The following is a 26,339-nucleotide window of genomic DNA, read 5'->3' as shown; positions in this document are numbered from 1 at the left end:
TACGCAAGCGAGAAAAAGAATACGTAAATACGCAATGCGGGTGGTTTAAGTTAATAACTACCTACTGACAGACAGGGGAGGCACATATGACGCCTGAAGAAGTAATTGCACAGTCGGGAAACTCAGCGTGGATGCTGATTTCGGCTTCGTTGGTTTTGCTGATGACACCGGCGCTCGCGCTGTTCTATGGCGGCATGTCGCGACAGAAGTCGGTGCTCAACATGATGATGATGAGCTTTGGTGCTGTCGGCGTTGTCGGTGCCATTTACGTGCTGTGGGGCTGGTCGATGTCCTACGGATCGCAGTCGATCGGTGGTGTTTTTGCCAACCCATTCGAATTCTTCGGACTGCGTAACTCAATCACGGATGGCGACGGCAACTACATTGCGGGTGCAAATGGTTACCCGAACATCATCGACATCGGGTTCCAACTCACGTTCTGCTCTATCTCGGTGGCGCTGATTTCCGGCGCGCTGGCTGAACGTGTGAAGTTCTCCACCTGGTTGATCTTCGTCGGTTTCTGGACAACGCTGGTGTACTTCCCAATGGCCTTCATGGTCTGGGGCGGTGGCCTGCTGAGCCACTCTGCAGAGAGCCTTTCGGCAAAGCTGTTTGGGACCGCTGACGGTGAAGCATTGATCGCTCCAATTGACTTCGCTGGTGGTACGGTTGTGCACATTGCTGCTGGTACCGCCGCGTTGGTGCTGGCGATTATCGTCGGCAAGCGCAAGTCTATCGATGGCAGCCAGCATCGCCCGCACAATCTGCCACTCGTCATGCTGGGTGCTGCACTGCTGTGGTTCGGCTGGTTCGGCTTCAACGGCGGTTCGGCATTTGCGGCCGACGGTGTCGCTGGTCTGGCATGGCTGAATACGACGGTGGCAGCGTGCGTGGGGATGCTCGGCTGGATTTCACTCGAGCGTATTCGTGATGGACATCCCACCTCGCTGGGCGCCGCTTCGGGTGTCATCGCAGGGCTTGTGACTATTACTCCGGCCGCAGGAGATATGAACCCAGTGACCTCAATCATTCTGGGCTATATCGGCGGTGCGCTGGGTTGCTGGGGAGTGGGCTTAAAGTACAAATTCAACTTCGATGACACCCTGGATGTGGTTGGTCTGCATCTGGTTGCAGCTATGTGGGGAACGATTGGTGTTGGCCTGCTGGCTAATGATCGCGGACTGCTTACCGGCGGTGGCATCGACGGCCTGAAGTTGTTTGCCATCCAGGTCATTATTGCTGTCGTCGCAGCGGTGTTCTCAAGCGTGCTGACGTACATCATTGCCCGAGTCCTGAAGGCAACCGTCGGTTGGCGTATCCACGGCGAGCAGGAACATTCTGGTATTGACGTCGCTCAGCACGGTGAGTCGGCCTACACGTCGGCCAAGCAGGCGGCTGTGTAAACGGCGCCGTGTAAACAAGGCTGTGTAAATGAGTGAGTGCTTGGGGTAATTCAGCTCCAAACCGTAACTACGGGTAAGATATTGCCCCATGTATTTGAAATCGCTGACTCTGAAGGGCTTTAAATCCTTCGCTTCGGCGACGACGATGAAATTTGAGCCCGGCATCTGCGCAGTTGTCGGCCCGAACGGATCCGGAAAGTCGAATGTCGTCGATGCCCTCGCGTGGGTTATGGGTGAGCATTCCGCCAAGACCCTCCGTGGCGGCAAAATGGAAGATGTCATCTTTGCGGGTACCTCCGGGCGAAAGCCCTTGGGGCGCGCGGAGGTTACTCTTACCATCGACAATTCCGATGGGGCACTTCCCATTCAATATAAGGAAGTCTCTGTCACGCGTCGCATGTACCGCGACGGCGCAAGTGAGTACGAAATCAACGGTTCTCGCGTCCGCCTCATGGATGTCCAAGAGCTCCTCAGCGACACCGGTATTGGCCGCGAGATGCACATCATCGTCGGCCAGGGCCGGCTTTCGCAGATTCTGGAGTCGCGGCCAGAGGAGCGTCGTGCGTTTATCGAAGAAGCAGCGGGTGTGCTCAAGCACCGCCGCCGCAAGGAGAAAGCGCAGCGCAAACTCCAGTCGATGCAGGCTAACCTCGACCGTCTGCAGGATCTGACAGGTGAGCTTTCCCGTCAGCTCAAACCGCTGAAGCGTCAGGCTGAGGCCGCCTCTCGCGCCCAGACTGTGCAGGCGGACCTGCGCGACGCCAAGTTGCGCCTGGCCGCTGCGGATTTTGTGGATTTGCAGGACAGCCTCAATGACATTGCTGGTCAAGCCAAGCTCATTGAGGAAAAGGTGGAGGCCGCCACTGAGCGAGCCGAGATTGCCGCTGAGCGCACTGCAGAGCTTGAAGCGGAACTGGAAGACATCACTCCAGCAGCTGATGCTGCCCGAGATTTGTGGTTCCGTCTCTCCGCACTCGGTGAGCGTATTCAAGCGACGGCCCGCATCGCCGCCGATCGTGCGGCCGACCACTCCGTCGCGCCGTGGGTAGGCCCAGACCCGGACTTCCTGGAGCAGCGGGCCGACGACGCCGCGACCGAAGAAGCCATGCTTGCTGAGGCTGAGGCAGAGGCCCGCGAGAAACTGGAGGAAATTCGCGAAACGCTCTTCGACGCCGAGGAGACTTTCCGTGAAGCCGAAGCGGAGCACCTCGCGGCCGTTCGCGCAATCGCCGACCGTCGCGAAGGCGTGGTTCGTCTCATTTCCGCAGAAGAATCTCTGCGCACCCGCTTGGAAGCCGCCGAAGCCGAAGCTGCACGCCTTGCCGAGCAAACCAATGAGGCCGACGAACGCCGTGCCGATGCCACCGAAGCTGTGGAAAACGCCGCGCAGGAACTAGCCGAGGCCGAATTCGAAGGTCCCGAGCTGCAGAGTGCTTATGAACAGGCCAACCGGGAAGCAGAGCTGGCCTCTACACGGTTGAAAGAACTCCGCGCTGACGAGCGCGACCTCGAGCGCAGCGTCTCAGGTCTTTCCGCCCGCATCGAAGCTCTGGAGACCGCCCGCACCGCCGCTGCCAACGACGGCACCGCGTGGCTACGTGAAAAGCACGAGCTCGGCGTTCTCTCTGAAGTCATCGATGTCGACGCTGGCTGGGAAAAAGCGCTCACTGCCGCCCTCGGCGCGGCCGCCGAAGCACTGGTCAGCGAGGGCAGTGGAGATTCGCTTATCGACGAGCTGGTGGCCACGGGCAAGGGCAGTGCCGTTGTTATCAATTCTGCGGATGCATCCGACTCTTGGCGCTTGGACATCACTCTGCCCGCACAGGCATCCTGGCTGCTCGATCATGTGACAGTGCCCGCGGAGCTTTCGGGTTCGTTGACCTCTCTGCTCGTTGATGTCGTGGCCTGCGACGACGAGCACGTCGCCCGTGAGCTGGTGACCCAGGATACTCGACTGCGCGTTGTTGACCGCGATGGTGTGCTGCGTGGCTCTGGTTGGGTAGCTGGCGGTGCTGGTGGCACTGCATCAGGTGTGGAAATCGCCGCCGACATTGCTAAGACTCGCGAAGAACTAGCAGAAGCACAGGTGCGTTTGAGTGACCTCGGTGGTGTGCTCTCCGGTGCGCAGGCCGAAGAAGAGGACCGCCGCACGGACGCGGCGGCCGCCCGTGCTGCGTTGCGTGAACACCAGAGTCGTATGAAGGTCCTCACGGATGCCCGAACTCGGGCCACAGCGCAGCTGTCCGGCGTGGTGCATGATGCCGAACGCGCTGAGCAGCGCGGAGCCGAAGCCGCGGACCGAGTAACGAAGCTCCAGAAGGAGTTGGCGGAGGTCGCAGACCGCTTAGCTCGCGTTGACCGTGACCCCGAGGAGGGGGAACCGTCGACAAGCGAACGTGACCGTGCCTCGGAGGCGCTGACGGCTGTGCGCGCCATGGAAACAGAGGCGCGTCTGTCGCTGCGTACGGCAGAGGAGCGACTGTCGAGTGTACGAGGCAAGGCCGAGCGGCTCCGTCGCCAGGCTGCATCGGAGCGCGTAGCGAAGGCCCGCCATGAGCAGGCGCAGATGGCGAAGGTTGCCCAGCGCGAATTGGCAGAAGTTGTCGCGGAGCTGGCTGAGGACTTGCACGCGAAGGTCAACGTGTCGTTGGCGAGGGCAGAGGCCGATCGCGACGATGCCGAGGCGCAGAAGAAGACGGTGTCGCAGGCACTATCAGAGGCCCGGACGGAGGCGAATACGGCGCAACGTGAGCTGGCACAGCTAACGGATTCCGCGCACCAGGGCGACATCGCCCGTGCGCAGGCGCAGGTCCGCGTGACCGAGGCTGCAGAGCGCATCGTCGACCAGTTGGGGCTGTCTGTCGATGACCTGCTCGCGGACTTTGCTCCTGATGAGAACTTCGACCGCGCAGCCGTGACGAAGCAGCTCAAACAGGCGGAGAAGGATCTGCGTGTGCTCGGCCGCGTCAACCCGTTGGCGCTGGAGGAGTATAAGGCGATGGAGGAGCGCTACTCTTTCCTATCCACGCAGCTCGATGATGTCCTCAAGGCCCGCCAGGACCTCACCGATGTTGTCGAGGAAGTCGATGCCACGATCCTGCAGCTCTTCACAGACGCGTGGAACGATGTCGAGGCAGAATTCCCCGCGGTCTTTCAAACGCTTTTCCCGGGCGGCGACGGACGACTGGTTCTCACCGAGCCGGACAACCTGCTCACGACAGGTATCGAGGTTGAAGCCCGCCCGCCGGGCAAAAAGGTTAAGCGGCTGTCGTTGCTCTCCGGCGGCGAGAAGTCGCTGACGGCGCTGGCAATGCTCGTCGCTATTTTCCGCGCGCGCCCGAGTCCCTTTTACGTACTCGACGAGGTGGAAGCCGCGCTTGACGACGTTAACCTGCGTCGCCTTATTGCGCTGCTCGAGGAACTCCGCGCGACCAGTCAGCTGATTGTCATTACGCACCAGAAGCCAACAATGGACGTTGCGAATGTGCTCTACGGCGTGACCATGCGGGGCGATGGTGTGACTCGAGTAATCTCGCAGCGAATGTCACCGGCATCCGCAACTCCGTCGACAGGAGCGGAGTAAGCGCGGAGTAAGTGAGGAAGAGTCGTTGATACTGCATAATGAGAGTTATGACTCCAACTCAGTGGATACTCCTTGTCGTCGCGATTGTCGTTATTATCGCGCTGCTCTTTGTTGTGGGCTATGTCCGCAGGAAGAACCAGCGCATTTCCTTTGCGAAGGAAGATACTAAGGAACTCACCCAGCAGGAGAAGTCTGGAAATTACCAGGCCACTAGTGGTTTTAACTTCGCTCCGGCCGGTGGTGGGACTGATACCCGCGAGAAGCAGCCGGTTGAAAAACCGATGCCGAAACCGGCGGAAAAGCCGATTGAAAAGCAGGCCCCGGAGCCAGAGGAAAAGCAGGCTGATATACCTGCCGATCAGCCGGACGGTTCACTGCTGAAACCAGAAGGTCGACTGGTTATTCCGGATAACCCCACCGAAATGGAGGGGGATTATGACCGCGTAATGCGGGAAATCCCAATCGATTTGCCAACGGCCGGGGAAGAGGAATCAGAGCCCGAGCCGGAACCACAACCAGAGCCCGAAGCAGAGCCTGAGGTAGAGGTAGTTCCTGCTCCTGAACCGGAGCTGGAGCCGGAGCCGACTCCCGAACCAGAACCGACGCCAGAGCCGGAGCCGGAAGCTGCGCCGGAGCCGACGCCAGAGCCAGAAGCAGAACAGCAGATTGACTCCATCGACCCGGCTGAGGGACGTCTGGGCCGCCTGCGCGGTCGTCTGTCACGGTCGCAGAATGCAATTGGCCAGTCTGTGCTCGGCATCTTGGGCGCGGGTGACCTTGATGAGGACGCGTGGGAAGAGGTTGAAGACATCCTGGTTATGGCTGACCTCGGTGCGGCTGCGACGCAGCGTGTCGTCGATAAGCTGCGCGAGCGTATTGCCAGCCAGAAGGTGAGCACGGAAGAGCAAGTGCGCGCCCTGCTGCGTGAGGTGTTGATTGAGGAGTGCAAGCCTGAGATGGACCGCTCCATCCGCGCACTTCCGCACGAGGGCAAGCCCGCAGTGATTCTGGTAGTCGGTGTCAACGGCACAGGTAAGACCACGACGACGGGCAAGCTGGCTCGTGTACTGGTCGCCGGTGGCCACCGTGTTGTTCTCGGCGCAGCGGATACCTTCCGTGCTGCTGCAGCCGACCAGCTGGAGACCTGGGGGCGACGCGTTGGCGCGGAGACCGTTCGCGGCGCTGAAGGCGCCGATCCTGCTTCTATTGCATTTGAGGCAGTTGCTCACGGTATCGAGTCCGGCGCTGATGTGGTGCTCATCGACACCGCCGGCCGCCTGCACACCAAGGTCGGTCTGATGGACCAACTGGACAAGATTAAGCGCGTGGTGGAGAAGAAGGCTCAGGTTGACGAAGTCATCCTGGTTTTGGACGCGACGGTTGGCCAAAATGGTCTACTGCAAGCTCGTACGTTCCGGGATGTAGTAGACATCACCGGCGTTGCCCTGACCAAGCTGGACGGTACCGCGAAGGGCGGCATTGTATTCCAGGTGCAAAACGAGCTCGGTGTGCCGGTGAAGTTGGTTGGCCTTGGTGAAGGTGCTGACCACCTGGCGCCGTTTGAGCCGGAGAGCTTCGTAGACGCACTGCTCGGCGGCCGCAAATAGTAACTAACATCGATGAGTGAATTTTCCATCGATTGGTGAGTACAGCGTCGCCCGTTGCCCCCGGCAAAAATAAAGGCCTCGGAGCCACCGCGTAGATTTCTGTAGAGGATACGCGGGGCTCCGGGGCCTTTAATGTTGAGGTGCTAGGAATCTAGCGGAGAGTTGTGCTAGGAATCCTTAGAATTCTTGCGTGCGAGGCGGGTAGCTGCCACGCCACCGACCAAGAGTGCAAGAGCGGCACCGCCGAGGGCAGTCGCCTGAACACCAGTGACTGCTAGCCCAGTGTTCTTGGTCCCGGTTTTCTTACCGTCATTCTTAGGGTTGTCGGGCTTGTCGCCTGGTTTTTCCTCCCCGGGCTTCTCGTCGTCCCCAGGCTGTTCGTCGCCTGGGTTCTCGTCGTCGCCCGGAGTTTCGTCATCGGAGGTCGGACAGTAGCCGTAGACTCCGGTTGCCGGGTCAATCTTGCTCATATCACGCGGGGAACCGTCGGGGCACGTTGCGGTGTCGTCGACTCCCGGCGGAATTCCGTCATTTTCTGGGGCATCTTCATCAGGCTCCGGAGTTGGGCCGGAATCATCTGAAGTGCCACAAGCACCGTAAGCCCCGGTTGCCGGGTCAATCTTGCTCATGTCACGCGGGGAACCGTCGGGACAGGTCTGGGTGTCCTCAACGCCCGGTGGGATGCCATCGTTAGATGAACCTCCTGGATCCGGATTTGCAGCGTCATCTACACACTGGAAAGTACCGCCAACATTTTCAAAATGTTGACCGGCGGGGCATTCCGACGGGGCGGGGTCAGGAATCTGTGCGGTGGCAGCGCCAACGCCGATGAGCATGCCGGCTGAAGAGGCAGCGGCCACCATGGTCGAAGAGAGCTTCTTCATTTGGAGACCTCACAATGTCTATAGGAAAGCCCTGTAATCAACGGGCTTAAGGGGGGGGGAACACTGTTCACACTTTTGATTCTAATAACTAATTACAGTCTTTGGTGACGTGAGCTTGGGGAGGGGGTAAATCGAAATTGTTGACTCGTCCAAGTCCCAGTAAGGGAAAGCGGGAACTTATATTTACAACGCTGAGTGTGTACACCCGTTGTGGTTGGAGCATCTTTAGAACTCGTCACTGTTCACTCGGCGGGGAGGCTTTTCTGTCTTCGCTAGCGAAGCTTGGCATCTGATCGTGTCGGGGTGGCGAGAGGCGGGTGCGAGCGTAGAGGTTTGGTAAAAAATCGGTACCTGTGGGTTTTATGCTTCGAGCTCTAGACGTTATGACTTTTCGGAGGTGTGACGCACAAAAATGCTCCCGATGCTGAATTGGCATCAGGAGCATTTTATGTTTCGTTAGCGGGGTAGAACCCTAAGCTTCTTAGCGGTTCTTGCGGGCGATGCGGGTAGCGGCGACACCGCCGACCAGGAGAACCAGAGCGGCTCCACCCAGGGTGGTGGCGTCAACGCCAGTGGCTGCCAGGCCAGTGTTCTGAGTCGAAGAAGCCTTCTTGGACTCCGAGGTATTGTGCTCAGACTTCTTGGAGTCCGAAACCTTCTTTACATTCTCGGAAGAGGTCGTCTTCTTGGACTCGGAAGCCTTCTTCTCAGCCTTTTCCTTGGCCTTCTTCTCTTCCTTCGTGCACTTGTTTTCGTTCTTGCACTCAGCAGAGATCTTGATGTCAACGTTTACCTTGACATCCTTGCCGTCCTTACCCGGCTTACCCGGCTTTTCGTCGTCCTTGCCTGGCTTGTCAGCGTCCGGCTTGTCCGTGCCTGGTTTGTCAGTGTCCGGCTTCGCCTCGTCCTTGACGCAGACACCGAAGACGTTCGGGTTGCCTGGGACTGGCTTGCTCATGTCGAAGTGCTCGCCCTCCGGGCACTGCTTATCAGAAATGCCTGGGTTTCCCAGGTCGCCCGGCTGGGACTCATTGTCGCCCGGTGTTTCGGGCTTAGGAGCTTCCTGGTCCGCGACGCACTGGAAGGTTCCGCCGACGTTCTCAAAGTGCTGCCCGTCTGGGCACTTGTCCGGCATTGGGGCCGGAATTCCGTCAGTGGAATCCTGCTCAGGCTGGTCTGCGACGCACTGGAAGGTGCCTCCGACGTTTTCAAAGTGCTGGCCGGCGGGGCACTCGGTCGGCATTGAGTCCGGAATCTGTGCAGTAGCGGTGCCTGCGCTTGCAATCATGCTGGCGGAGAAGGCAGCGGCGGCGATAGCCGTGGTGAACTTCTTCATGAAAACCTCTCAAGGAGTCAAACGGTCAGAGACCAATGAATATGATTTCGCCGTTCATCCCTCATCGTGCACGGCGGAAAATAAAACCAGGCCAACTGCGGTTAACTAGGTTCATGATTAACCATAAACTGGTTGATATATGAATGGCATTGGAGGTAGTTATAGGAATAACATCAGGTGCGCAGTGGCGTGCTTTGACCTGCTGCAATGCCGCCGGTTTGCTATTTGGCTTACACCATTCCGGGGGAGGTTCTTACTAAGGGTGCCCTTAGCAAAAGCTAGCCACTGGCGTTATCTTTCTGTTACCTAGCTGGTGGTAGCTGGGTTGGATAAACGTTCTTTATGCAGTAGGGCATTCATATCTGGAGGCTCGTTTAATTGTCACGTTAAAATAACGAACAGTAATCTAACGTCCGTGAGAATAAAAGAGCTTCATCCTATTGCTATTTTTTACTTCCTATTGGTTACACCCGAATCGGGGCATTTAGGGTGGGTGGGCTGCAATCGTTGTCGATAGGCGAAGCTGTAGATATGTGCCAAATGGAGTATCCAGCGGGTACAGTAGAACAGTTAAGAAAAAACAAGGCAAAAGGGGAGCTGGAAACTTGTTTGAGTCTCTTTCCGATCGTTTGACGGGTGCCCTGCGGGGGCTGGGCGGGAAGGGCCGCCTGACTGAGGCGGATATTAACGCCACCGCCCGCGAGATTCGGCTGGCTCTTCTGGAAGCCGATGTCTCCCTCGAGGTTGTCCGTACCTTCATCAAGCGCATCAAGGAACGCGCTAACGAAATTATTGGCAGCCAGACTGTCAACCCGGCAAACCAGATTATTGAGGTCGTCAATGAGGAACTGATTAACATCCTCGGTGGCGAGACTCGACGGCTGAATATGTCGAAGCAGCCACCAACGGTTATCATGCTGGCCGGTCTGCAGGGCGCTGGTAAGACCACCTTGGCCGGTAAATTGGCCAGGTACCTCACGGATCAGGGGCACACTCCGGTCCTCGTCGCCTGTGACCTGCAGCGTCCGGGCGCGGTGCAGCAGCTGGAAATTGTCGCTGAGCGTGCAGGCGTGCCGTGCTTCGCACCGTTCCCGGGCACCAGCCTCGATTCCACCCATGAGATGGGCACCAGCGAGGACAACCCAGTTGACGCCGCGTTCCGTGGCCTCGCTTATGCTCGCCAGCATCGCCACGATGTGGTGATTATCGATACCGCAGGTCGCCTGGGTATCGATGAGGTTCTGATGAAGCAGGCCCGCGATATTCGCGATGCCATCAACCCGCATGAAGTTCTGTTTGTCATCGACTCCATGATTGGTCAGGACGCGGTAGAGACCGCCAAGGCCTTTCGAGACGGCGTTGACTTCACCGGCGTTGTACTGACCAAGCTCGATGGCGACGCGCGCGGTGGCGCTGCACTGTCTATCCGTGAGGTCACCGGTAAGCCGATTCTGTTCGCCTCCACGGGCGAGAAGTTGGAGGACTTTGACGTCTTCCACCCAGACCGTATGGCCAGCCGCATCCTGGGGATGGGTGACCTAAAGACGTTGGTTGAGGTCGCTTCCAAGGAAATCGATCATGAGCAGGCTGCCAAGTCCGCCCAGAAGATTGGTTCCGGTGAGCTGACTCTCGAGGACTTCCTCGAGCAGATGATGATGGTCCGCAAGATGGGCCCAATCGGCAACATCCTCAAGATGCTCCCCGGCGGCGCGGAAATGTCCAAGGCCGCGGAAATGGTCGACGAAAAGCAGCTTGACCGCATCGAGGCGATTATCCGCGGTATGACTCCGGAAGAGCGCGAGAATCCGAAGATTCTGAATGCTTCACGACGTCGTCGTATCGCCAACGGTTCCGGTGTGTCCGTTTCAGAGGTTAACCAGCTCATCGAGCGTTTCAATGAGGCGCGGAAGATGATGGCGCAGATGGCCGGCCGATTTGGTATGGGCGGTGGTCGCCCATCGAACCGCAAGGCCAAGCGTGGTCGAAAGGGCAAGGGCAAGAATAAGCGCAAGGGCGCTAACCGTGGTCCAACGCCGCCGAAGGCAATGCGCGGTGGCGGAATGCCCGGTATGCCTGGAATGCCAGGTATGCAGGGCATGCCGGGTATGCCTAGCATGGCTGAACTGCAGAAGCTGCAGAAGCAGATGGGTAATCAGCTGCCAGAAGGTATGGAGGACTTTGACCTCAACAATCTCGACTTCGGACAGGGCAAGAAGTAGCGGGGACTAGAAGTAGCTAGTCCCGCAGAGCCTTCTGAATCTGGCGGTCCATTTCAGGACTGAAAGTGGCCGCTAGTTCATCGGTGATGTGATTGCTGTCGCGGTAGACGTAGATATTGCCAATAACTTTACGGCAGGTGGTCGGACCGCAGAAGATGTCGGAGAAATCTAGACTGTGCCCGTTGGGGAAGTTCGCAAGAATCTCCTCAGCGGGATTTTCTGCATTTAGGGCAGTTTTGCGGTGGATAGTGCAGTCTTCTTCCGCTTCTTCGCATACGCTGGGGGAGAATTGGTCCAAGTCCTCCCGTAGCGCCCATGGGTTATCGCGGATGGCGAAGAAATCAATTCCGCGTTCTTGCAGAGCAGCGAAAAACGAAACGTAACCATCCGGTGTGTAGTCGCCGGGCTGCGGTGGGTCCGCCTGGAACAAGGGTCTGGTTGCAGTGGTGAAAACCATCTCTGGCTGAATCTCGTCAATTTTCTGCAGAGCCTCGAAAGTCCAGGCCACGCAGATATCGCCGACTCCGTGGATCGGTTCTAAGGTCGCTGGACAGCCTTGTCGGAGAAGAACCACCACTCGGTACCCGTTGTTTTTGCCGTAGGCATCAATCGGGGCAAACCAATGTTCCATGTGCGAGCCGCCGACGATGACAATCGATTCACTAGCATCTGCATCACCGTAGACACACGGCTGGGTCTCATCGCGCCAACGGCGATTCGGCGGGAAGTATCCGACGTCCTCACCGCCTGTCGCAAGGCAGCCATCGAGGGCAGGTTCCGGCCAAAGGTCCGTGATGAAATCGGTATTCGGCTTTGTGGCTGCCTTGGGGACCTCGTACCCGTCGGTAAGCGCGAGTGCACCTGGATAGACCTCTGGATCTAGGCTGGTGGCGGAGGCGCGATCGACGCGCACCTGTTGCACGTTGACAAGGCTGGACATGCCGACCAACGCAATGACGACAACAGTGCCGACTGCCGCTAGACGACGAGCCGGGCGACGATGCTTCATTGCGTGGATTGCATCGCCAACGACGGGCTGAGTCCGGGTCGGTCGGCGAGTCGATTGAGCCAGCGGCAGCTCGACATACTTGTTGGTGAGTTTGGCCAAAATAAAGGAAACGACGATCACTGTGGTGCCAAGTTTCAGCCCCGGAGTATCGCGGTTGAGGTAGTTTATGGCCAGGATGAGAAGAGGCCAGTGCCACAGGTAGAGCGCGTAGGCGCTCTGGCCTACTTCGCGCATTGGGCGGCTGGCCAGGAACTTGGAGATCCAGCCCGCCTCAGGGCCGGCGATAATAATCAGCGCAGCACCACCGAGGGGCCATAGGGTCCAAGGGCCTGGGAACTGCGCGGCGCCGTCGAAGATGAAACCGGTGGAGACTACCAGTGCGAGGCCGATGCTGGCTAACAGCACTCGAAGAGGCTTGGGCATGGGGATGGAGCCCCGGACAAGAATCAGTCCGAGTAGTGCGCCGAGGCAGAGCTCCCAGAGGCGGCTGACAGTGGAGTAGTAGTTCCAGCCCTGGTTTTCGGAGTGCATATAGAAGGCATAGGCAAGCGAGCCGAGAGTGATAACTGCCAGCAAAGGGGTGAGGATTCGGCGGAGTTTACCGCCGGTAGCGTCGGTGCGCTTCGCCTCCACCGGTGAGGTGACCGCGCCGACAATCTGGGGTGAGCGCGTCATCCAGGCGAGTAGGGAGATGAGCAAAATGGAGCCGAGATAAAACTGGCCCTGCACCGACATTGACCACAGGTGCTGCAGTGGGGAAGTTTCGCTCTCTGCGGCAGCGTAGTCCGAGCCCTGGAGTGCCAGTTCATAATTTTGGTAGTAGAGCAGGCTGGCGCGGAGTTGCTGGGCAATGTCGATGGTGCGAAGCGATGGAATGAAGTAAATGACAAACAGGGTTGTCGCGAAGAGGGCCAGCACCAGTGTCGGGATTAGGCGACGCAGCGTGCGCCAGATACTCCACCACGGATTGATGGACTGCCTGGGGTTGATGGCATTGCGGTACTGCGCGCCGAAGAAGAAAAACCCGGAGAGCAAGAGGAATACGTCCACACCACCGGAAACGCGGCCGACGTAAACGTGGAAAAGGACTACGAGGGCAATCGAAATGCCCCGTAGTCCGTCCAAGTCATACCTATATTGGGTGCCGGTGGTTTTCATAGAATGTTACGTTACCGCACTGTCAACGACGTTCAGCATTAGTGGGTATGCAGCGTTTCGAGTGCGCAGTTTTGTTAATTTCCAAAAACTGCTGGTAACATACCTCGAGTTGTCTCAATGAGAATCCTCAGCTGAGGCACGACTGCGAATTCATCGGATCCGGCCACGGCCGCCCGGTGGTCACGCGCAGTGTAAATATCCCAAGGGCAAAACCGGTCCGAGGCACTTCGTTAGTAATTACTCGTGAGCTCGGATGCATAAGTATTGTCCAGTGACATAGAAGAAAGAGGAACTCCTCATGGCAGTCAAGATTAAGCTGCAGCGCCTGGGTAAGATTCGTACTGCTCAGTACCGCGTCGTCGTTGCTGATGCTCGTACCCGTCGCAACGGTGCGGTCATTGAGAACCTGGGCATCTACCAGCCGAAGGAAGAGCCGTCGATCATCAAGATTGACTCCGAGCGCGTTCAGTACTGGCTGGGCGTCGGTGCACAGCCGACCGAGCCGGTTCTGGCTCTGCTGAAGGTCACCGGCGACTGGCAGAAGTTCAAGGGCCTCGAGGGTGCAGAGGGCACTCTGAAGGTTGCTGAGCCGAAGCCGACCAAGCTCGAGCTGTTCAACAAGGCTCTGGAAGAGGCCAACAATGGCCCGTCCGCTGAGGCCATCACCGCTAAGCGCCGCGAGGCCAAGGAAGCAGCTAAGGCTGCTAAGGAAGCTGAGGAGGCCGCAAAGGCTGCCGAGGCTGAGGCTGCTGAGTCCGAGGCTTCCGAGGACGCCGAGTAATAAGGACGCTGAGTACGCCGCTTAGCTAATCCGGGCGCTACCTTATACTTCAAGACGAAGTGTTGGGTGGCGCCTTTTTGCTTTACGCGGGGTGTTTTACAGAGCCTTTATAAGAGAGGGAGTGTGCGCGTGTCGGTAGCTGACATGGTGCTTATTGGCCGAGTGATCAAGCCCCACGGTGTGCGCGGGGAAGTCGTCGTCGATGCGACAACGGATGACCCGGAAGGGCGTTTCGCAGTCGGGACCACGCTGTTGGGTGTACAGGCCGGCCGTGAGGAACAGCTGACTGTGAAAACGGCACGCCCGCACCAGGGGCGTTTGCTGGTTCGCTTCGAGGAGATTCCGGGCCGCAATGAGGCCGAGCGCCATCGGGGCATGAAGTTTTATGCCGAGCCCGTCTTCGAAGACGAGGACTTTTATGACTTTGAACTTGAAGGCCTGCGCGTAGTCCATAACGGCACCGATATAGGCGAGGTCACTTCTATCGTCCGCGCGCCCGCTCATCGTCTCCTTGAAGTCACGCTTGACGACGGGGCCCGGGAGGTACTCATCCCTCTGGTAGAGGACATCGTTCCGGAAGTTGACCTTGAGAATTCTACTGTCACCATCACCCCGCCGGAAGGACTGTTGGAGCTGTGAGCTTACGTCTCGATGTAGTCACAATCTTCCCGGAGTACCTCGAGCCACTGCGTCATGCGCTGCTGGGCAAGGCAATTGAGCAGGGCATTTTGAGTGTCGGCGTACACAACCTGCGCGACTGGGCGCCAGGTGTACACCAGGCTGTGGATGACTCGCCCTACGGCGGTGGCCCCGGCATGGTTATGAAGCCGGATGTCTGGGGTCCCGCCCTCGACGAGGTAGCGGCGCTGAAAGCGGAGCAGTCGCTCACGTCCGCGGTGCCACATTTGGACAATGTCCGCCATGATCAGAAATTGGGTTTGGCCGAGGAATCTTCCTATGCTGCAGCGGAAGTGCCGTCGTTAAGCGAAGAAGATTCAGCGAAGCCCCTGCTGATCGTCCCGACCCCGGCGGGCGAGCCGTTTACGCAGCAGATGGCGCAGGAGTTCTCACACGAGGAGCACATTGTGTTCGCGTGCGGGCGCTACGAGGGCATTGACCAGCGAGTTATTGATGATGCCGCTAATCGTTACCGCGTGCGTGAGGTATCTATTGGGGACTATGTGCTGATCGGCGGGGAAGTGGCGGTGCTGGTGATTGCGGAGTCCGTCGTGCGGTTGATCCCGGGTGTGTTGGGCAATCGCAAAAGCCACGAGGAGGACTCTTTCTCTGACGGTCTGCTCGAAGGGCCGTCCTACACCAAGCCGCGCGAGTGGCGTGGACTGGCAGTGCCGGACGTTCTCCTCAGCGGCAATCACGCGCTGGTGGACCGTTGGCGGCGCGACCAGTCACTCATCCGCACGGCCGAACGTCGTCCCGATTTGCTTGCCGACGTCGACCTCAGCGCCCGTGACCGGGAAATAATCCAAGGAGTCATTGGGGAAGTAACCGAGGAGAACTGCTAGTGGCACGTGTTCGAATTGCGCGACCCCGGCATGTCATTGGTTGGTTAGCTGTCCTAGGTGCACTGGCGTGGTTCACTCAGACGCAGCTGGCGGGGAGCGTGGATCAGTCGTTTGCGGGCTGGGTCAGTGACCTGCATGGGGCGCGGGATGGCCGCGTCGATAGTTTGATGCTGGCTTTGAGCGAGATTATCCGGCCGATTTACATCGCGCCGGTCACGCTTGTTGCTGCGGCACTCCTGTGGTTCCGCTTCCGTGCGTGGGCGTTGCTACTGCCGGCGTCATTCGGTTCGTCGATTGCGGTGACTTATGCCATGAAGTGGTTTTTGGACCGCGACCGACCGGGTGAGGAGTTCTCGCTGGTCAACCTACATGACGCGGCGTTTCCTTCTGCACATGTGGCAGCGGTTACTTCCAGCGGTATGGCCGCGATGCAGCTTGCCATCCCCGTATTGCGCCGCACAGCCCGCAAGCTGCTCGACCTGGCCATCATCGCGCTTATCGGCGCTGTGGCACTGTCGCGCGTGTGGGTCGGGGCGCACTGGCTTACCGATGTTATCGGCGGCCTCATCGCCGGAGTTATCGGCTTAGCAGTTGCGCTGCTAGTTCTTAGGAGATGGCCACGAGCACGGCGCTACGCGCTGCCTTAGTCTCCTCGTAGAAGGCCACGAGTTCGCGGTACCGCTGTGTCGCAGTGGCTTCGTCGATAAGCGAACCATTGTCCGTGATGCGGGCGGCAAGATCGATGCTTGCCAGCGTCTGGTGCACGTCGCCGACGCGATCGGCGCGGATGACTGCAGACAGCGGCTTGCGGCAGACGCGGTCGGCGCCGAGGATGGCCTCCGCCAGCGGGTCGCCGAGTGCTTGGCCGTCGATGGGATTGCCGGTCAACGTGCGCAGCAGGGACTCCCAGTCCGTGTCGATGTCCAGGGCGTCTTCGTCCGGAACGTCGACGAAGTGCTGCAGGATAATCTTCTCCGCGCCGTCGTTAACAAGCCCCGCCGTGCCGCCGTCGCTGGTTGCCGCAGGTGCTGCGACCTCAACTAACCGCGCTGCCTCCTCGTCGGAGATGCGCAGGTATTCGGCACAGAGTTTCTGCTTCATGGGGCTCCTTTTCCGGTGTTTACTGCGAGCCTTCTGTGGGGCGTTCGCCAATTGGTACTTCCACGATAGTAAAGTTGCCCGGGTGATTTCATCAGTAATTGCCCGAGAACTCGCCGCCACTGGTGCGGACGTTGCCGAAAGTGCCGTCGCCGCCGCTATCAAGCTTCTCGACGAAGGCAACACCGTGCCTTTCATCGCCCGCTATCGCAAGGAAGTAACCGGCGGACTCGATGACACACAGCTGCGTTTCATCGAGGAACGCGTCGTCTACCTGCGCGAACTAGAAGAGCGCAAGCAAACGATTCTCGCCGCTATCGAAGAGCAGGGAAAGCTTAACGACGATCTCAAGGCCGCCATCCTCGCCTGCGATACCAAGGCACGGCTGGAGGATCTCTACCTGCCGTACAAGAAGAAGCGCAAGACCAAGGCCGATATTGCGCGTGAGGCCGGGTACGAACCGCTGGTGGAGGAGCTACTGGCCGACCCCGCCGCGGACCCCGAGACTCTAGCCACTAAGTACGGCGAGGCAGCTGGCAAGGATGCGAAGGACGCTCTGACCGGTGCCCGTGCCATTTTGGTCGATCGCTTCGCTACCGATGCTGATTTGGTTGGCTCTGTCCGTGAGCAGGTGTGGTCCTCCGGTTCCGCCGCCGCTGCCGTGGTGGAGGGCAAGGAGACTGCGGGTGCGAAGTACCGTGACTACTTCGAGCACAACGAACCTCTGGACACCATGCCTAGCCACCGTGTACTGGCCGTGCTTCGCGGTGAGGCCGAGGGCATCCTGACTCTTAACATCGATGCGGGTGAGGATGAGACCTACGAACACATGATTCGTGAGGCCTTTGAGCTTCCCGACGGCGGTGCCTCCAAGTGGATTGACCAGGCCGTTCGTTTCGGTTGGCGCACCAAGTTGGAGGTGTCCGCTGCCCTCGATGCCCGCACTCGACTGAAGGAGCGTGCCGAGGCCGAAGCCGTGGATGTCTTCGCCCGTAACCTGCGTGACCTGCTGCTGGCCGCACCGGCTGGCCAGCGCGCCACTCTCGGCCTGGACCCGGGATACCGCAATGGTGTTAAGTGCGCCGTTGTCGACTCCACTGGCAAGGTGCTCGACACTGCCATCGTCTACCCGCACCAGCCGCGCAATGACTGGTCCGGCGCCAAGGAGCAACTGGCCACTCTCTGCGCCACGCACCGCGTGGAGCTCATGGCCATCGGCAACGGCACCGCTTCCCGCGAGACCGAAACCCTGGTCCGCGAAATCGCTGACCTGATAGCTCAGGCCGGTGGCAAGAAGCCGACCCCTGTGGTGGTTTCTGAGGCCGGTGCTTCCGTCTACTCCGCATCGTCCCTGGCAGCAGCTGAGTTCCCGGACATGGATGTATCTCTCCGCGGTGCCGTATCGATTGCCCGCCGCCTGCAGGACCCGCTTGCTGAACTCGTCAAAATCGATCCGAAGTCCATCGGTGTCGGCCAGTACCAGCACGACGTTTCCCAGACCAAGCTCGAGCACTCTCTCGATGCCGTGGTTGAGGATGCCGTCAACGCTGTCGGCGTCGAGGTCAACACCGCCTCCGCGCCGCTGCTCGGTCGCGTTGCTGGCGTGTCCTCGACTGTTGCGGACAACATCGTCGCTTACCGAGACGAAAACGGCGCTTTCACCTCCCGCAAGGAGCTGCTGAAGGTTCCGCGTCTTGGCCCGAAGGCCTTCGAGCAGTGCGCCGGCTTCCTGCGCATCCACGGCGCTAACAACCCGCTGGATGCCTCCGCCGTGCACCCGGAGTCCTACCGCGTCGTCGATGCCATCGCCGCGTCGACCGGCGTTAGTGTCCAGGAGCTCATCGGCAACTCCCGCGTCTTGTCCAAGGTGCGTGCTGCAGACTTCGTCGACGAGTCCGCCGGCATCGGCCTGCCCACCGTCCAGGACATCTTAACCGAGCTGGACAAGCCCGGCCGCGATCCGCGTCCCGAGTTCGTCACCGCCACCTTCAAGGAAGGCGTGGAGAAGGTCTCCGATCTTCAGCCCGGCATGATTCTCGAGGGCACCGTCACCAACGTCGCGGCCTTCGGTGCCTTCGTCGATGTCGGAGTCCACCAGGACGGCCTCGTCCACGTCTCCAACATGGCCCGCGGTTTCGTCTCCGACCCGCACGAGGTCGTCCGCTCGGGCGAGGTGGTCAAGGTGAAGGTTCTCGACGTTGACGTCGAACGCAACCGCATCGGTCTATCGCTCAGGCTTGACGACGACGCCTCGGATGCCAAGCCAAAGTGTGACGGCGGTCGCGGAGAAGGCCGTGGAGGCGGCCGAAAGCGTGGTTCCCAGAATAAGAAGCGCGGTGGAGCCAACCGTGGTGGAGGCGGCGGTTCCATGGCTGACGCGCTGCGCAGGGCAGGCTTTTAGCGCTTGATCTTTTAGCGCTTGATCTGTTAGCGCATAGCCTATTGGCGCATAGCGTCGATGCGGCTGTTGATCTCACCCGCGACAGCCGCAGCCATTCCATCCGGTACGACGATGGTGTAATCGGACCCCGAGGTCTCAATCTTGACTGCCTCGCCTGACCGTGCCGCCACGGTGATGCGGCCATCATTGCCAAGTCGAAGCCCAATACCGCCACCGTCGGCCCAGTTATAAGTGGCCGGCTTCGCATATTTGATGGTTCGAAGCTCAATGGGGTGTTTCATCTTCAGCGGTCCACAGCCGTTAAAAACGGTAATGGAATCTGTCTTCGGGTCCGTGTCTAGTGTCATGCCGGTTTCATATGCGATGAGGAATAGCGGCGTGCACAGCAGAAAAACAATGCCGAGGCTTGGCAGGAACACTGCGAGCGCTACAGACACCACGCACCAGACTGCGAGGGTGACCTTGACCCCCTTAGAGATGGTCACACTGACATCGATGGGAGTCGGGGCTCCTTCTCGATGGGGCAACTGTGGCGATGTCGGCTCGGTGACCGTGGCGTCGGTAAGCGAGGAGTAGTCCTTGAGGCGGCGCGTCACGAGCAGGGCCGCTACTAGGCCGATGATGACGCCGGCTATTGCATAGATCCAGCCGATTCGGGCGGTCGTAGGGTCCGTCGTGCCGATCTGCGGGATGATAATCGCGAATTCAATGCCGATTAAGAAGCCGCAGAGGGCGAGGTTGGTTATTGCAATTGGCTTCCGTACAACAAGCGGCGTACTGGTCTTGGCGCCGAGCCAACCGATCTGTGCACATGCGATGACGATGATGGCCATAATCAATGTGCTTTGAATTGGCGGCATGAAACCGTTGGGAGTGCCGCTACCGCTCCAATGCGTTGCTAACTGCTCCGGTAGTCGGTCGGAAATGGCAATTACCCACAGAAGCTGTGCAATCGCCAGAACGCACGGGGCGATGATTGTTCCTCGAACAATCCAGGGGTCAAAGCGTGGAATCTGCTGCATGGAGACAATCTAGCAGTTGGGGGGGGCTTTGTAGCAACGGTCGGCAGCGGTCGTTATTGGAGTGCTGTATCAGCGTGACGTTGTAGCGAGCGGTTGTAGCGTGCCGTCTTAGTGTGCGCGGAGTTTCGCCAGAAGATGCACCTCGTGACATTTGATAACACGCTCAACAATTCACTCGAATGTACAAGCGAAAAAGTTTTATTAAAGGGGTTGCGCAATCGAATGGGTGTGCTAAAATGGAGGCATCAAGAACAAAGTACTTGAGCTTCTCTTCTTGGCGTTGGGCTAGTGGTATTCACTGGTTATCGACACTGAGCGGGGTTGGGGCTTTGGGGGAACAATGTCTGAAAAAGATAGTCCGGCCAAACAACCGTCTGATGTTTACCAAGCGGCTCTGCTGCCTGAAGCGCCGCAGTTTTTCCACGAGTCATCCACGAACCAGTTGGCGGTGGCGGGTATCCAACGCAATCGCCTGGAACTGGGTATAGCTTGCGGTTGCACGCCGAAGTCGCTTGAGATTGATGTGGATGCATACATTGCTGAAATCGCACCCGAGTTGGGTATTTCCCGCGGTAAGGCGCTCGAGTATGTAGAGGTCGGCATTCAGTTAGCGCGTATGCCCCGGCTGGGTGCCTTTATTAAAGCTCGAGCTCATTTGCCCTTTGCGCATCTGATCACCATTGCTCGCGCGACAGCGCCGCTCCACGATCCAGAGGTGCGTGCAGCTGTTGAAGAAGAAATTGCCCGCTTTGTCATTCCCCGAAAGCATGGCGAGGCACTCCGGGGAGTTCGCAGCCTACATAAATTCCTGCAACGGGTTATCGAAGAAATTGAACCTCAGCTTCGCCCCAAAAACCTTCCGGGTGATGTCGATCCGCTGCTTCCTGCAGGAGAACGCGAAATAGTAGGAGAGAGTATCGGTTTTGAAGAGAGCGACAACTTCGCGGAAGTTTTTATGGAGCTGGAAAAGACCCGCGCTCTCGAATTCAAAACCACCCTCGAGTCCATCTCCAGCTCAGCTGGCTGCACTCGAGTCGAAGCTTTGACACACCTCATCCGCGGCACCGCCGAGGCAAAAATCGTACTCAACCTATACTGTCCTGCCACAGAGGAGCGTCCCCGCACCGCCTGGCTTGGCGGCGTTGGCTGGATCTCGCAGTTAGCTACGCAGGCGTGGATTGATAAGGTCACGCATATTCGTATGCTTGCCGACGAAACCGCGGAGGGCTACGCCCCAACCGAAAGTCAGAGGGCCTTCGTTAAAGGTCGGGACGGAACGTGTCGCTTTCCGGGGTGTGATGTACCCGCGGAGCTCTGCGACATTGACCATATTGAGCCGTACGACAAAGAGCACCCAGAGGAGGGCGGGGCAACAGAAACGCCGAACCTCCACTGCCTCTGCCGCCGGCACCACAACATGAAAACAGCTGGTCTGTGGAATGTTGCACGTGATCGGGATGGGGTGGAACTGTGGACGTCGTCAAGCACGGGCAAAAAGGCGGTGAGCCTGGAAGACGGGCCGCTTGCCGGGCACGGGCGCTACACTTTCGACAAACGGGGACTGCGGATGACGCAGGCGCTGGCAGAATATAACGAGTATCGCCAGGAGCTGATAGAGCAATCACGGAAGCTGGTCGAGGAAGCGCGCAGGGGAGAAGACACCGATACTCCCAACCCGCAAGACCCCCAAGACTCGGAAGCTCCCCAAGACCCGCAAGACCCGCCGAACATGGAAGAGTTTGGTTTCTGACCAGGGGGTGTGTAATAATTTCCAGGTTGTCTTTATAGGCAGCTTTACCTGTTTCGGGCATGAACCGGCCGAGCGTCCCTCTGTGGGAAAGCGCCGCCAGGGTCCTCTGTCTATGCAAAAAGTAAAGGAATAAGTTTCCATGAACATTCTTGACAAGGTTGATGCAGCATACCTGCGCGACGACATTCCGGAGTTCCGCGCTGGTGACACCGTCGAGGTCGACGTAAAGATTGTCGAGGGTAAGACCGAGCGTATTCAGGTCTTCAAGGGCGTCGTTATCCGTCGTCAGGGCGGCGGCGTCCGCGAGACCTTCACCGTCCGCAAGGTATCCTTCGGTATCGCTGTTGAGCGTACCTTCCCGGTGCACTCCCCGAACATCGACGAGATTCGCGTTGTCTTCAAGGGCGACGTTCGCCGTGCGAAGCTGTACTACCTGCGCAACCTGCGCGGTAAGGCTGCACGCATCAAGGAGCGCCGCTAGTTTTTTGGCGCAAAATAATCCCCATCGAGTGTTGAGCTCGGTGGGGATTTTTCTATCGCGTATAGTCTCTTCCCATGACCGACGACGATTCTCGCGAACAGACTGACGGCCAAAAAGAAGACCGTACTGAAGGCTTGAAAGGCTTCCGGAAACTTGACGAGGAGCCTGAAAAGCACACTCCGTGGTACATCGAGATTCCAATCATTATCGTGATTGCCCTGCTCATCAGTGCTGGTGTGCAGTCCTTTATCGGCCGTGTCTACGTGATTCCATCCGAGTCGATGCAGCCGACGCTCAATGGATGTGTCGGGTGCACCGGTGACCGCATTTGGGTGGATAAGGTTTCCTACCAGTTCTCAGATCCCAAGCCCGGCGATGTTGTCGTCTTTAATGGCCCGGAGTCCTGGAATAGTAACTACGTGTCACAGCGTTCTACTAACCCGGTGGCGAACTCGCTGCAGACGGTTGGTTCCTGGATTGGCCTTGTCGCCCCGGATGAAAATGCGTTGGTCAAGCGTGTGATTGCCACGGGTGGGCAGACTGTGCAGTGTCGCCCAGGAGATCCCGGCATCATGGTTGACGGCAAGATGACAGACCAGGATTTCATTAAAACTCCGGCAGACAAGCCGGTGGTGGATAATCTTGGCTCAGAGCAGTGTGGTGGCCCGTACTTCGGGCCGGTAACAGTGCCGGAGGGGCATCTGTGGGTCATGGGTGATAACCGCACCAACTCTGCGGACTCTCGCTATCACATGGGCGACGAGCTGCAGGGTACTGTGCCGCTGGATAACGTCGTCGGCAAGGTGCAGGCAATCATCCTGCCGTTTAACCGCATCGGTGGCGTCGATGATCCGGACATCCAGCACAACTAGTCAGCACAGTCTGCTCACGCCGCCGGCGCCGAAACTGCGGAGGCTGAAGCAGTCGCGCACGATAGAGGTCGCTCTGGCAAAGCGCGGCTTTGGACCTGTAGCCGGGGTCGACGAGGCTGGTCGCGGCGCCTGTGCAGGCCCGATAGTTATCGCCGCCTGCTGCCTTCCAGAACGCCCTATCGCAGAGCTGGATAAGCTCACCGATTCTAAAAAGCTCACGCCGGCCGCACGTGAACGGCTCTTTCCGCTCATCCAACGCTTCGCCACCTCTTTTTGCGTGACGACGATTCCCGCGTCCTACATCGACCAATTCGGCATTCAGGACGCGAATGTCACTGGAATGCGCCGCGCGGTAGCCGGGTTGGGACAGCGTCCTGGCTATGTGCTTACCGACGCACTCAAAGTGTCTGGCTTCACGGCACCCTATTTGCCCGTGATTGGTGGTGATTCCGCTTGCCGATGTATTGCTGCTGCGAGTGTCTTAGCCAAAGTCACCCGCGACCGCATTATGGTTGACCTATCGGAGAAGTATCCGGACTATGGTCTGGCGGGGCATAAGGGCTACGGCACGTCATCGCATATGGAAGCGATTTCACGCCATGGCGCAACCCCGGTGCATCGGTGGTCATACCGCAATGTGCGCTTGGCACACGCGGAGTATCTTGAGCACCCCGAATAGACCAACATGTACAAAAAGAGCAACATGTAAACACTCGAAGGAGCCGTCGCGGTCGTGAGCGCAGAAGATCTAGAAAACTACGAGGCCGACGTTGAACTATCCCTGTACAAGGAGTTCCGCGATGTCGTTAGTCAGTTTTCGTACGTTGTTGAGACGGAGCGCAGGTTCTACCTTGCTAATGCTGTGGAGCTGATTCCGCACAACAGCGAAAACGAGGTCTATTTCGAGCTGCGGATGTCGGATGCGTGGGTGTGGGATGTCCATCGCCCGGCTCGGTTTGTCCGCTACGTGCGCGTTATCACTTTCAAGGATGTCAATATCGAGGAACTGGATAAGCCGGACTTGCGACTGCCGTAGGTTATCGTCGCCTGTCATCGCATGTTATGGCTAGCTGCTAACAGTTATCCACAGTCGAAAAATTATCCACAGTTAGGGCCCTCTGAGCATTTATCGGAGGGCCTTTGTCATGCCCGCTGTGCAAGAGTGTTTCCGAACCGCCAAGGCAGTAAACCGCCAAGGCAGTAAACCGCCAAGGCACAATTCAACGGGGAACCAGGGGGACCGGGGCTATGACACAGAGCTTTGAAGAACTAACCACGAGACAGCTCGGCGCGTTTGGGGAGGATTTCGTCGCCGAGATGTTGGAGGATCAGGGGTGGGAAGTTATTGCTCGGAATGAGCGGGTGGGGCGCTATGAGCTCGATCTTATTGCTGAAGATGTTGACGGCAGGCTGCATTTTGTGGAGGTAAAAACGCGGCGCAGCTCGCGAAGTAGTCAGTTTGGGGACGGCAGAGAGTCCATCACAGCAGCCAAGCTTCGTCATTTGCGCAAGGCGGCGGCACAGTGGCTGTCAGAGAGTTCTACCAACTGGTTAGAGTCCGTAGTTATCGACTGCGCAGAAGTCACAGTGTCCAGCCCTTCGTCCGGCCCTCCAGTCGTTGCAGTTACGTACATTCCCGCAATCAGCGACGCGATCATGTGGGACTGCTAGATGACTGTCGGTACAGCTCTTGCAGTCAGCCTCAGCGGCATTGAAGGAACTATTGTGCAGGTGGAAGCCGATGTTGGGCGTGGCTTGCCAGGAATGTATATCGGTGGGCTCGGCGATGCCGCCGTCGGAGAAGCCAAACATCGCGTGCGCACGGCGGTTGCTAACTCGCAGTTGCCCTGGCCGAAGACAAAGGTCGTGGTGAGTCTGTCTCCGGCGCATATCCGCAAGCACGGCACTAGCTTTGACCTCGCCATCGTCTGCGCCATCCTTATCGCAACCAGCGATGACATGGAGGCCCGAGGTCGTCTCCGCCACACGGTTCTCATTGGCGAACTTGGGCTCGACGGTTCCATTCGCCCGGTGCGTGGAGTGCTGCCGCAAGTCCTTGCCGCCCGCGAGGCAGGTGCCCGTTGGGTTGTCGTCCCCGCCGCCAACGCCGCCGAGGCCGCGCTCGTCGACGGCATCGCAGTCTGCACCGCAGCCGACCTCGCACAGCTATGGGGCTGGGTACTCACCGGCTCAGGTTTGACGACCGCGCTTAACGACGACCCCAGCGAACAAGCCTTCTCGGTAGACCTGGCCGATGTCGATGGCCAACCTGAGGCGCGCTTCGCCCTCGAGGTAGCCGCAGCAGGTGGGCACAATCTGTTCATGCAGGGTTCTCCGGGAACTGGGAAGTCCATGCTCGCTGAGCGCTTGCCCACAATTCTGCCGCCATTGCAGAAGTGGCAGCAGCTGGAGGTCACCGCGCTGCATTCGGTGGCCGGAGCGCTCGATACTGCGGACACTCTTGTCCAACATCCGCCGTTTGTGGCTCCACATCACAGCGCGACTGTGGCAGCGTTAGTCGGCGGCGGTGCTGTGCCCAAGCCCGGCGCGATTAGCCTTGCCCACCATGGGGTGCTGTTCTTGGACGAAATCACCCTCATGCGCCCGGCGGTATTGGATGCGTTGCGGATGCCGATGGAAAACGGGGTGGTCGTCCACCTGCGTACGCACCATCGAGTGACCTTTCCGGCGAGAACACAACTAGTCATGGCGACCAATCCCTGTCGGTGTGGGGCGGCGTATGCCAGCGAATGCACCTGTTCTAGTGCCGAGCGAGCCAAGCATGGTCGCGCATTATCGGGCCCGCTTCGCGATCGCATGGATCTCAACGTCACGCTCAGTCCTGCCGGGGCCAAGCTGGGAATTAAAAACAAAGTACACAATGAGCCCTCCGCGGCCGTTCGCGATCGGGTACAGGCCGCACGTGACCGTGCCCGCCATAGGTGGCAGGCTCTGGGGCTTGCCGACGAAGCAGCCGTCACCAACGCGAGTGTGCCACGCTCGCTTCTCCGTCGTCACGCGGGCTTAGACGAAGAAGCGATGGCGTTATTGGACTTCCAGTTGAGGAACGGAGAGATTACCCAGCGGGGAGTGGACAAAGTAATCGCAGTGGCGTGGACGCTCGCAGATCTCGGGGGAGTAGACGCGTTTACCTTCGAGCACGTGCAACGTGCCTGCCAGCTGCATGACCGCGAGGGCGGCTAATACAACCG

The 26,339-nt window shown here is 58.7% G+C and carries 21 protein-coding genes; 16 read left to right on the top strand and 5 right to left on the bottom strand.

Annotated features, from left to right (window positions below; genetic code table 11):
* The first annotated feature begins 86 nt into the window (after positions 1 to 86).
* The 3 genes from AB1Z34_RS03015 (at position 87) to ftsY (ending at position 6,593) form a co-directional block, all read left to right on the top strand.
* Positions 87 to 1,403, top strand: a complete 1,317-nt coding sequence (locus AB1Z34_RS03015) for an ammonium transporter (RefSeq protein WP_367157865.1) — start codon at positions 87 to 89, stop codon at positions 1,401 to 1,403.
* An 88-nt stretch (positions 1,404 to 1,491) separates the two neighbouring features.
* Positions 1,492 to 4,986, top strand: coding sequence for a chromosome segregation protein SMC (gene smc / locus AB1Z34_RS03010; protein WP_367157864.1), 3,495 nt, complete (start codon positions 1,492 to 1,494; stop codon positions 4,984 to 4,986).
* A gap of 47 nt (positions 4,987 to 5,033) precedes the next feature.
* Positions 5,034 to 6,593 (top strand): signal recognition particle-docking protein FtsY, encoded by a 1,560-nt coding sequence (gene ftsY / locus AB1Z34_RS03005; protein ID WP_049171536.1) that lies wholly within the window; start codon positions 5,034 to 5,036, stop codon positions 6,591 to 6,593.
* Positions 6,594 to 6,760: 167 nt separating this feature from the next.
* Here ftsY and AB1Z34_RS03000 read toward each other — a convergent pair whose 3' ends face one another.
* Complete coding sequence (locus AB1Z34_RS03000; protein WP_076773670.1) at positions 6,761 to 7,477, bottom strand: intestinal mucin; 717 nt, start codon at positions 7,475 to 7,477, stop codon at positions 6,761 to 6,763.
* Between the two features lie 481 nt (positions 7,478 to 7,958).
* On the bottom strand, positions 7,959 to 8,813 hold the full coding sequence (locus AB1Z34_RS02995) for an intestinal mucin (protein WP_367157863.1): 855 nt from the start codon (positions 8,811 to 8,813) through the stop codon (positions 7,959 to 7,961).
* Positions 8,814 to 9,418: 605 nt separating this feature from the next.
* On the opposite strand from AB1Z34_RS02995, the gene ffh reads away from it, so the two are divergent.
* Entirely contained in the window at positions 9,419 to 11,032 is a 1,614-nt protein-coding gene (ffh, locus tag AB1Z34_RS02990; RefSeq protein WP_048735500.1) for a signal recognition particle protein, read from the top strand.
* Between the two features lie 16 nt (positions 11,033 to 11,048).
* Here the strand turns inward: ffh and AB1Z34_RS02985 are convergent, their stop codons facing one another.
* Positions 11,049 to 13,199 (bottom strand): acyltransferase family protein, encoded by a 2,151-nt coding sequence (locus AB1Z34_RS02985; RefSeq protein WP_069358774.1) that lies wholly within the window; start codon positions 13,197 to 13,199, stop codon positions 11,049 to 11,051.
* Between the two features lie 298 nt (positions 13,200 to 13,497).
* On the opposite strand from AB1Z34_RS02985, the gene rpsP reads away from it, so the two are divergent.
* From rpsP to AB1Z34_RS02965, 4 genes are all read left to right on the top strand, one after another.
* Positions 13,498 to 13,980, top strand: a complete 483-nt coding sequence (rpsP, locus tag AB1Z34_RS02980; protein ID WP_038628648.1) for a 30S ribosomal protein S16 — start codon at positions 13,498 to 13,500, stop codon at positions 13,978 to 13,980.
* 144 nt (positions 13,981 to 14,124) lie between these two features.
* Positions 14,125 to 14,619: a ribosome maturation factor RimM gene (gene rimM / locus AB1Z34_RS02975; protein ID WP_367157881.1), complete on the top strand. Its 495-nt coding sequence runs from the start codon at positions 14,125 to 14,127 to the stop codon at positions 14,617 to 14,619.
* Complete coding sequence (trmD, locus tag AB1Z34_RS02970) at positions 14,616 to 15,503, top strand: tRNA (guanosine(37)-N1)-methyltransferase TrmD (protein WP_069358773.1); 888 nt, start codon at positions 14,616 to 14,618, stop codon at positions 15,501 to 15,503. Before rimM ends, trmD begins: the two co-directional genes overlap by 4 nt.
* Positions 15,503 to 16,150 carry a phosphatase PAP2 family protein gene (locus tag AB1Z34_RS02965; protein ID WP_070546686.1) on the top strand — a complete coding sequence of 216 codons (648 nt, stop codon included), beginning with the start codon at positions 15,503 to 15,505 and terminating at the stop codon, positions 16,148 to 16,150. Before trmD ends, AB1Z34_RS02965 begins: the two co-directional genes overlap by 1 nt.
* On the opposite strand, the gene AB1Z34_RS02960 is transcribed toward AB1Z34_RS02965, so the two are convergent.
* Positions 16,110 to 16,604, bottom strand: coding sequence for a DUF1877 family protein (locus AB1Z34_RS02960; protein WP_016422552.1), 495 nt, complete (start codon positions 16,602 to 16,604; stop codon positions 16,110 to 16,112). The two genes, AB1Z34_RS02965 and AB1Z34_RS02960, sit on opposite strands and share 41 nt — an antisense overlap.
* Positions 16,605 to 16,686: 82 nt before the next feature.
* On the opposite strand from AB1Z34_RS02960, the gene AB1Z34_RS02955 reads away from it, so the two are divergent.
* Complete coding sequence (locus tag AB1Z34_RS02955) at positions 16,687 to 19,002, top strand: Tex family protein (protein ID WP_367157862.1); 2,316 nt, start codon at positions 16,687 to 16,689, stop codon at positions 19,000 to 19,002.
* Between the two features lie 38 nt (positions 19,003 to 19,040).
* Here the strand turns inward: AB1Z34_RS02955 and AB1Z34_RS02950 are convergent, their stop codons facing one another.
* Positions 19,041 to 20,024, bottom strand: a complete 984-nt coding sequence (locus tag AB1Z34_RS02950) for a DUF1648 domain-containing protein (protein ID WP_048735516.1) — start codon at positions 20,022 to 20,024, stop codon at positions 19,041 to 19,043.
* 340 nt (positions 20,025 to 20,364) lie between these two features.
* Between AB1Z34_RS02950 and AB1Z34_RS02945 the strand changes: the two genes are divergently transcribed.
* From AB1Z34_RS02945 to AB1Z34_RS02915, 7 genes are all read left to right on the top strand, one after another.
* Positions 20,365 to 21,774 (top strand): HNH endonuclease signature motif containing protein, encoded by a 1,410-nt coding sequence (locus AB1Z34_RS02945; protein WP_049170763.1) that lies wholly within the window; start codon positions 20,365 to 20,367, stop codon positions 21,772 to 21,774.
* Positions 21,775 to 21,913: 139 nt separating this feature from the next.
* Positions 21,914 to 22,255, top strand: coding sequence for a 50S ribosomal protein L19 (rplS, locus tag AB1Z34_RS02940; RefSeq protein WP_048761860.1), 342 nt, complete (start codon positions 21,914 to 21,916; stop codon positions 22,253 to 22,255).
* 74 nt (positions 22,256 to 22,329) lie between these two features.
* Positions 22,330 to 23,127 (top strand): signal peptidase I, encoded by a 798-nt coding sequence (gene lepB / locus AB1Z34_RS02935; RefSeq protein ID WP_048735525.1) that lies wholly within the window; start codon positions 22,330 to 22,332, stop codon positions 23,125 to 23,127.
* Positions 23,102 to 23,806 carry a ribonuclease HII gene (locus AB1Z34_RS02930; RefSeq protein WP_284870139.1) on the top strand — a complete coding sequence of 235 codons (705 nt, stop codon included), beginning with the start codon at positions 23,102 to 23,104 and terminating at the stop codon, positions 23,804 to 23,806. The genes lepB and AB1Z34_RS02930 overlap by 26 nt, the downstream gene beginning before the upstream one ends.
* 54 nt (positions 23,807 to 23,860) lie before the next feature.
* A complete protein-coding gene (locus tag AB1Z34_RS02925; protein ID WP_005509529.1) occupies positions 23,861 to 24,163 on the top strand; it encodes a DUF2469 domain-containing protein in 303 nt (100 codons plus the stop codon).
* 212 nt (positions 24,164 to 24,375) lie between these two features.
* Positions 24,376 to 24,798 (top strand): YraN family protein, encoded by a 423-nt coding sequence (locus tag AB1Z34_RS02920; protein WP_070858204.1) that lies wholly within the window; start codon positions 24,376 to 24,378, stop codon positions 24,796 to 24,798.
* Entirely contained in the window at positions 24,799 to 26,331 is a 1,533-nt protein-coding gene (locus tag AB1Z34_RS02915; protein WP_367157861.1) for a YifB family Mg chelatase-like AAA ATPase, read from the top strand.
* Positions 26,332 to 26,339: the final 8 nt, after the last annotated feature.

The organism is Corynebacterium sp. 045007 (genome assembly GCF_040743205.1).
In the GTDB taxonomy this organism is placed as follows: domain Bacteria; phylum Actinomycetota; class Actinomycetes; order Mycobacteriales; family Mycobacteriaceae; genus Corynebacterium; species Corynebacterium jeikeium_D.
The sequence above is the reverse complement of the archived record's forward strand: the minus strand, read 5'-3'. Positions and strand labels throughout refer to the sequence as shown.

Bases quoted from the DNA above. Each gene is read 5' to 3' on its own strand.
- AB1Z34_RS03015 (WP_367157865.1), top strand. From the start codon at position 87: ATGACGCCTGAAGAAGTAATTGCACAGTCGGGAAACTCAGCGTGGATG.
- smc (WP_367157864.1), top strand. From the start codon at position 1,492: ATGTATTTGAAATCGCTGACTCTGAAGGGCTTTAAATCCTTCGCTTCG.
- ftsY (WP_049171536.1), top strand. From the start codon at position 5,034: ATGACTCCAACTCAGTGGATACTCCTTGTCGTCGCGATTGTCGTTATT.
- AB1Z34_RS03000 (WP_076773670.1), bottom strand. From the start codon at position 7,477: ATGAAGAAGCTCTCTTCGACCATGGTGGCCGCTGCCTCTTCAGCCGGC.
- AB1Z34_RS02995 (WP_367157863.1), bottom strand. From the start codon at position 8,813: ATGAAGAAGTTCACCACGGCTATCGCCGCCGCTGCCTTCTCCGCCAGC.
- AB1Z34_RS02985 (WP_069358774.1), bottom strand. From the start codon at position 13,199: ATGAAAACCACCGGCACCCAATATAGGTATGACTTGGACGGACTACGG.
- rpsP (WP_038628648.1), top strand. From the start codon at position 13,498: ATGGCAGTCAAGATTAAGCTGCAGCGCCTGGGTAAGATTCGTACTGCT.
- rimM (WP_367157881.1), top strand. From the start codon at position 14,125: ATGGTGCTTATTGGCCGAGTGATCAAGCCCCACGGTGTGCGCGGGGAA.
- AB1Z34_RS02960 (WP_016422552.1), bottom strand. From the start codon at position 16,604: ATGAAGCAGAAACTCTGTGCCGAATACCTGCGCATCTCCGACGAGGAG.
- AB1Z34_RS02950 (WP_048735516.1), bottom strand. From the start codon at position 20,024: ATGCAGCAGATTCCACGCTTTGACCCCTGGATTGTTCGAGGAACAATC.
- AB1Z34_RS02945 (WP_049170763.1), top strand. From the start codon at position 20,365: ATGTCTGAAAAAGATAGTCCGGCCAAACAACCGTCTGATGTTTACCAA.
- rplS (WP_048761860.1), top strand. From the start codon at position 21,914: ATGAACATTCTTGACAAGGTTGATGCAGCATACCTGCGCGACGACATT.
- lepB (WP_048735525.1), top strand. From the start codon at position 22,330: ATGACCGACGACGATTCTCGCGAACAGACTGACGGCCAAAAAGAAGAC.
- AB1Z34_RS02930 (WP_284870139.1), top strand. From the start codon at position 23,102: ATGATCCGGACATCCAGCACAACTAGTCAGCACAGTCTGCTCACGCCG.
- AB1Z34_RS02920 (WP_070858204.1), top strand. From the start codon at position 24,376: ATGACACAGAGCTTTGAAGAACTAACCACGAGACAGCTCGGCGCGTTT.
- AB1Z34_RS02915 (WP_367157861.1), top strand. From the start codon at position 24,799: ATGACTGTCGGTACAGCTCTTGCAGTCAGCCTCAGCGGCATTGAAGGA.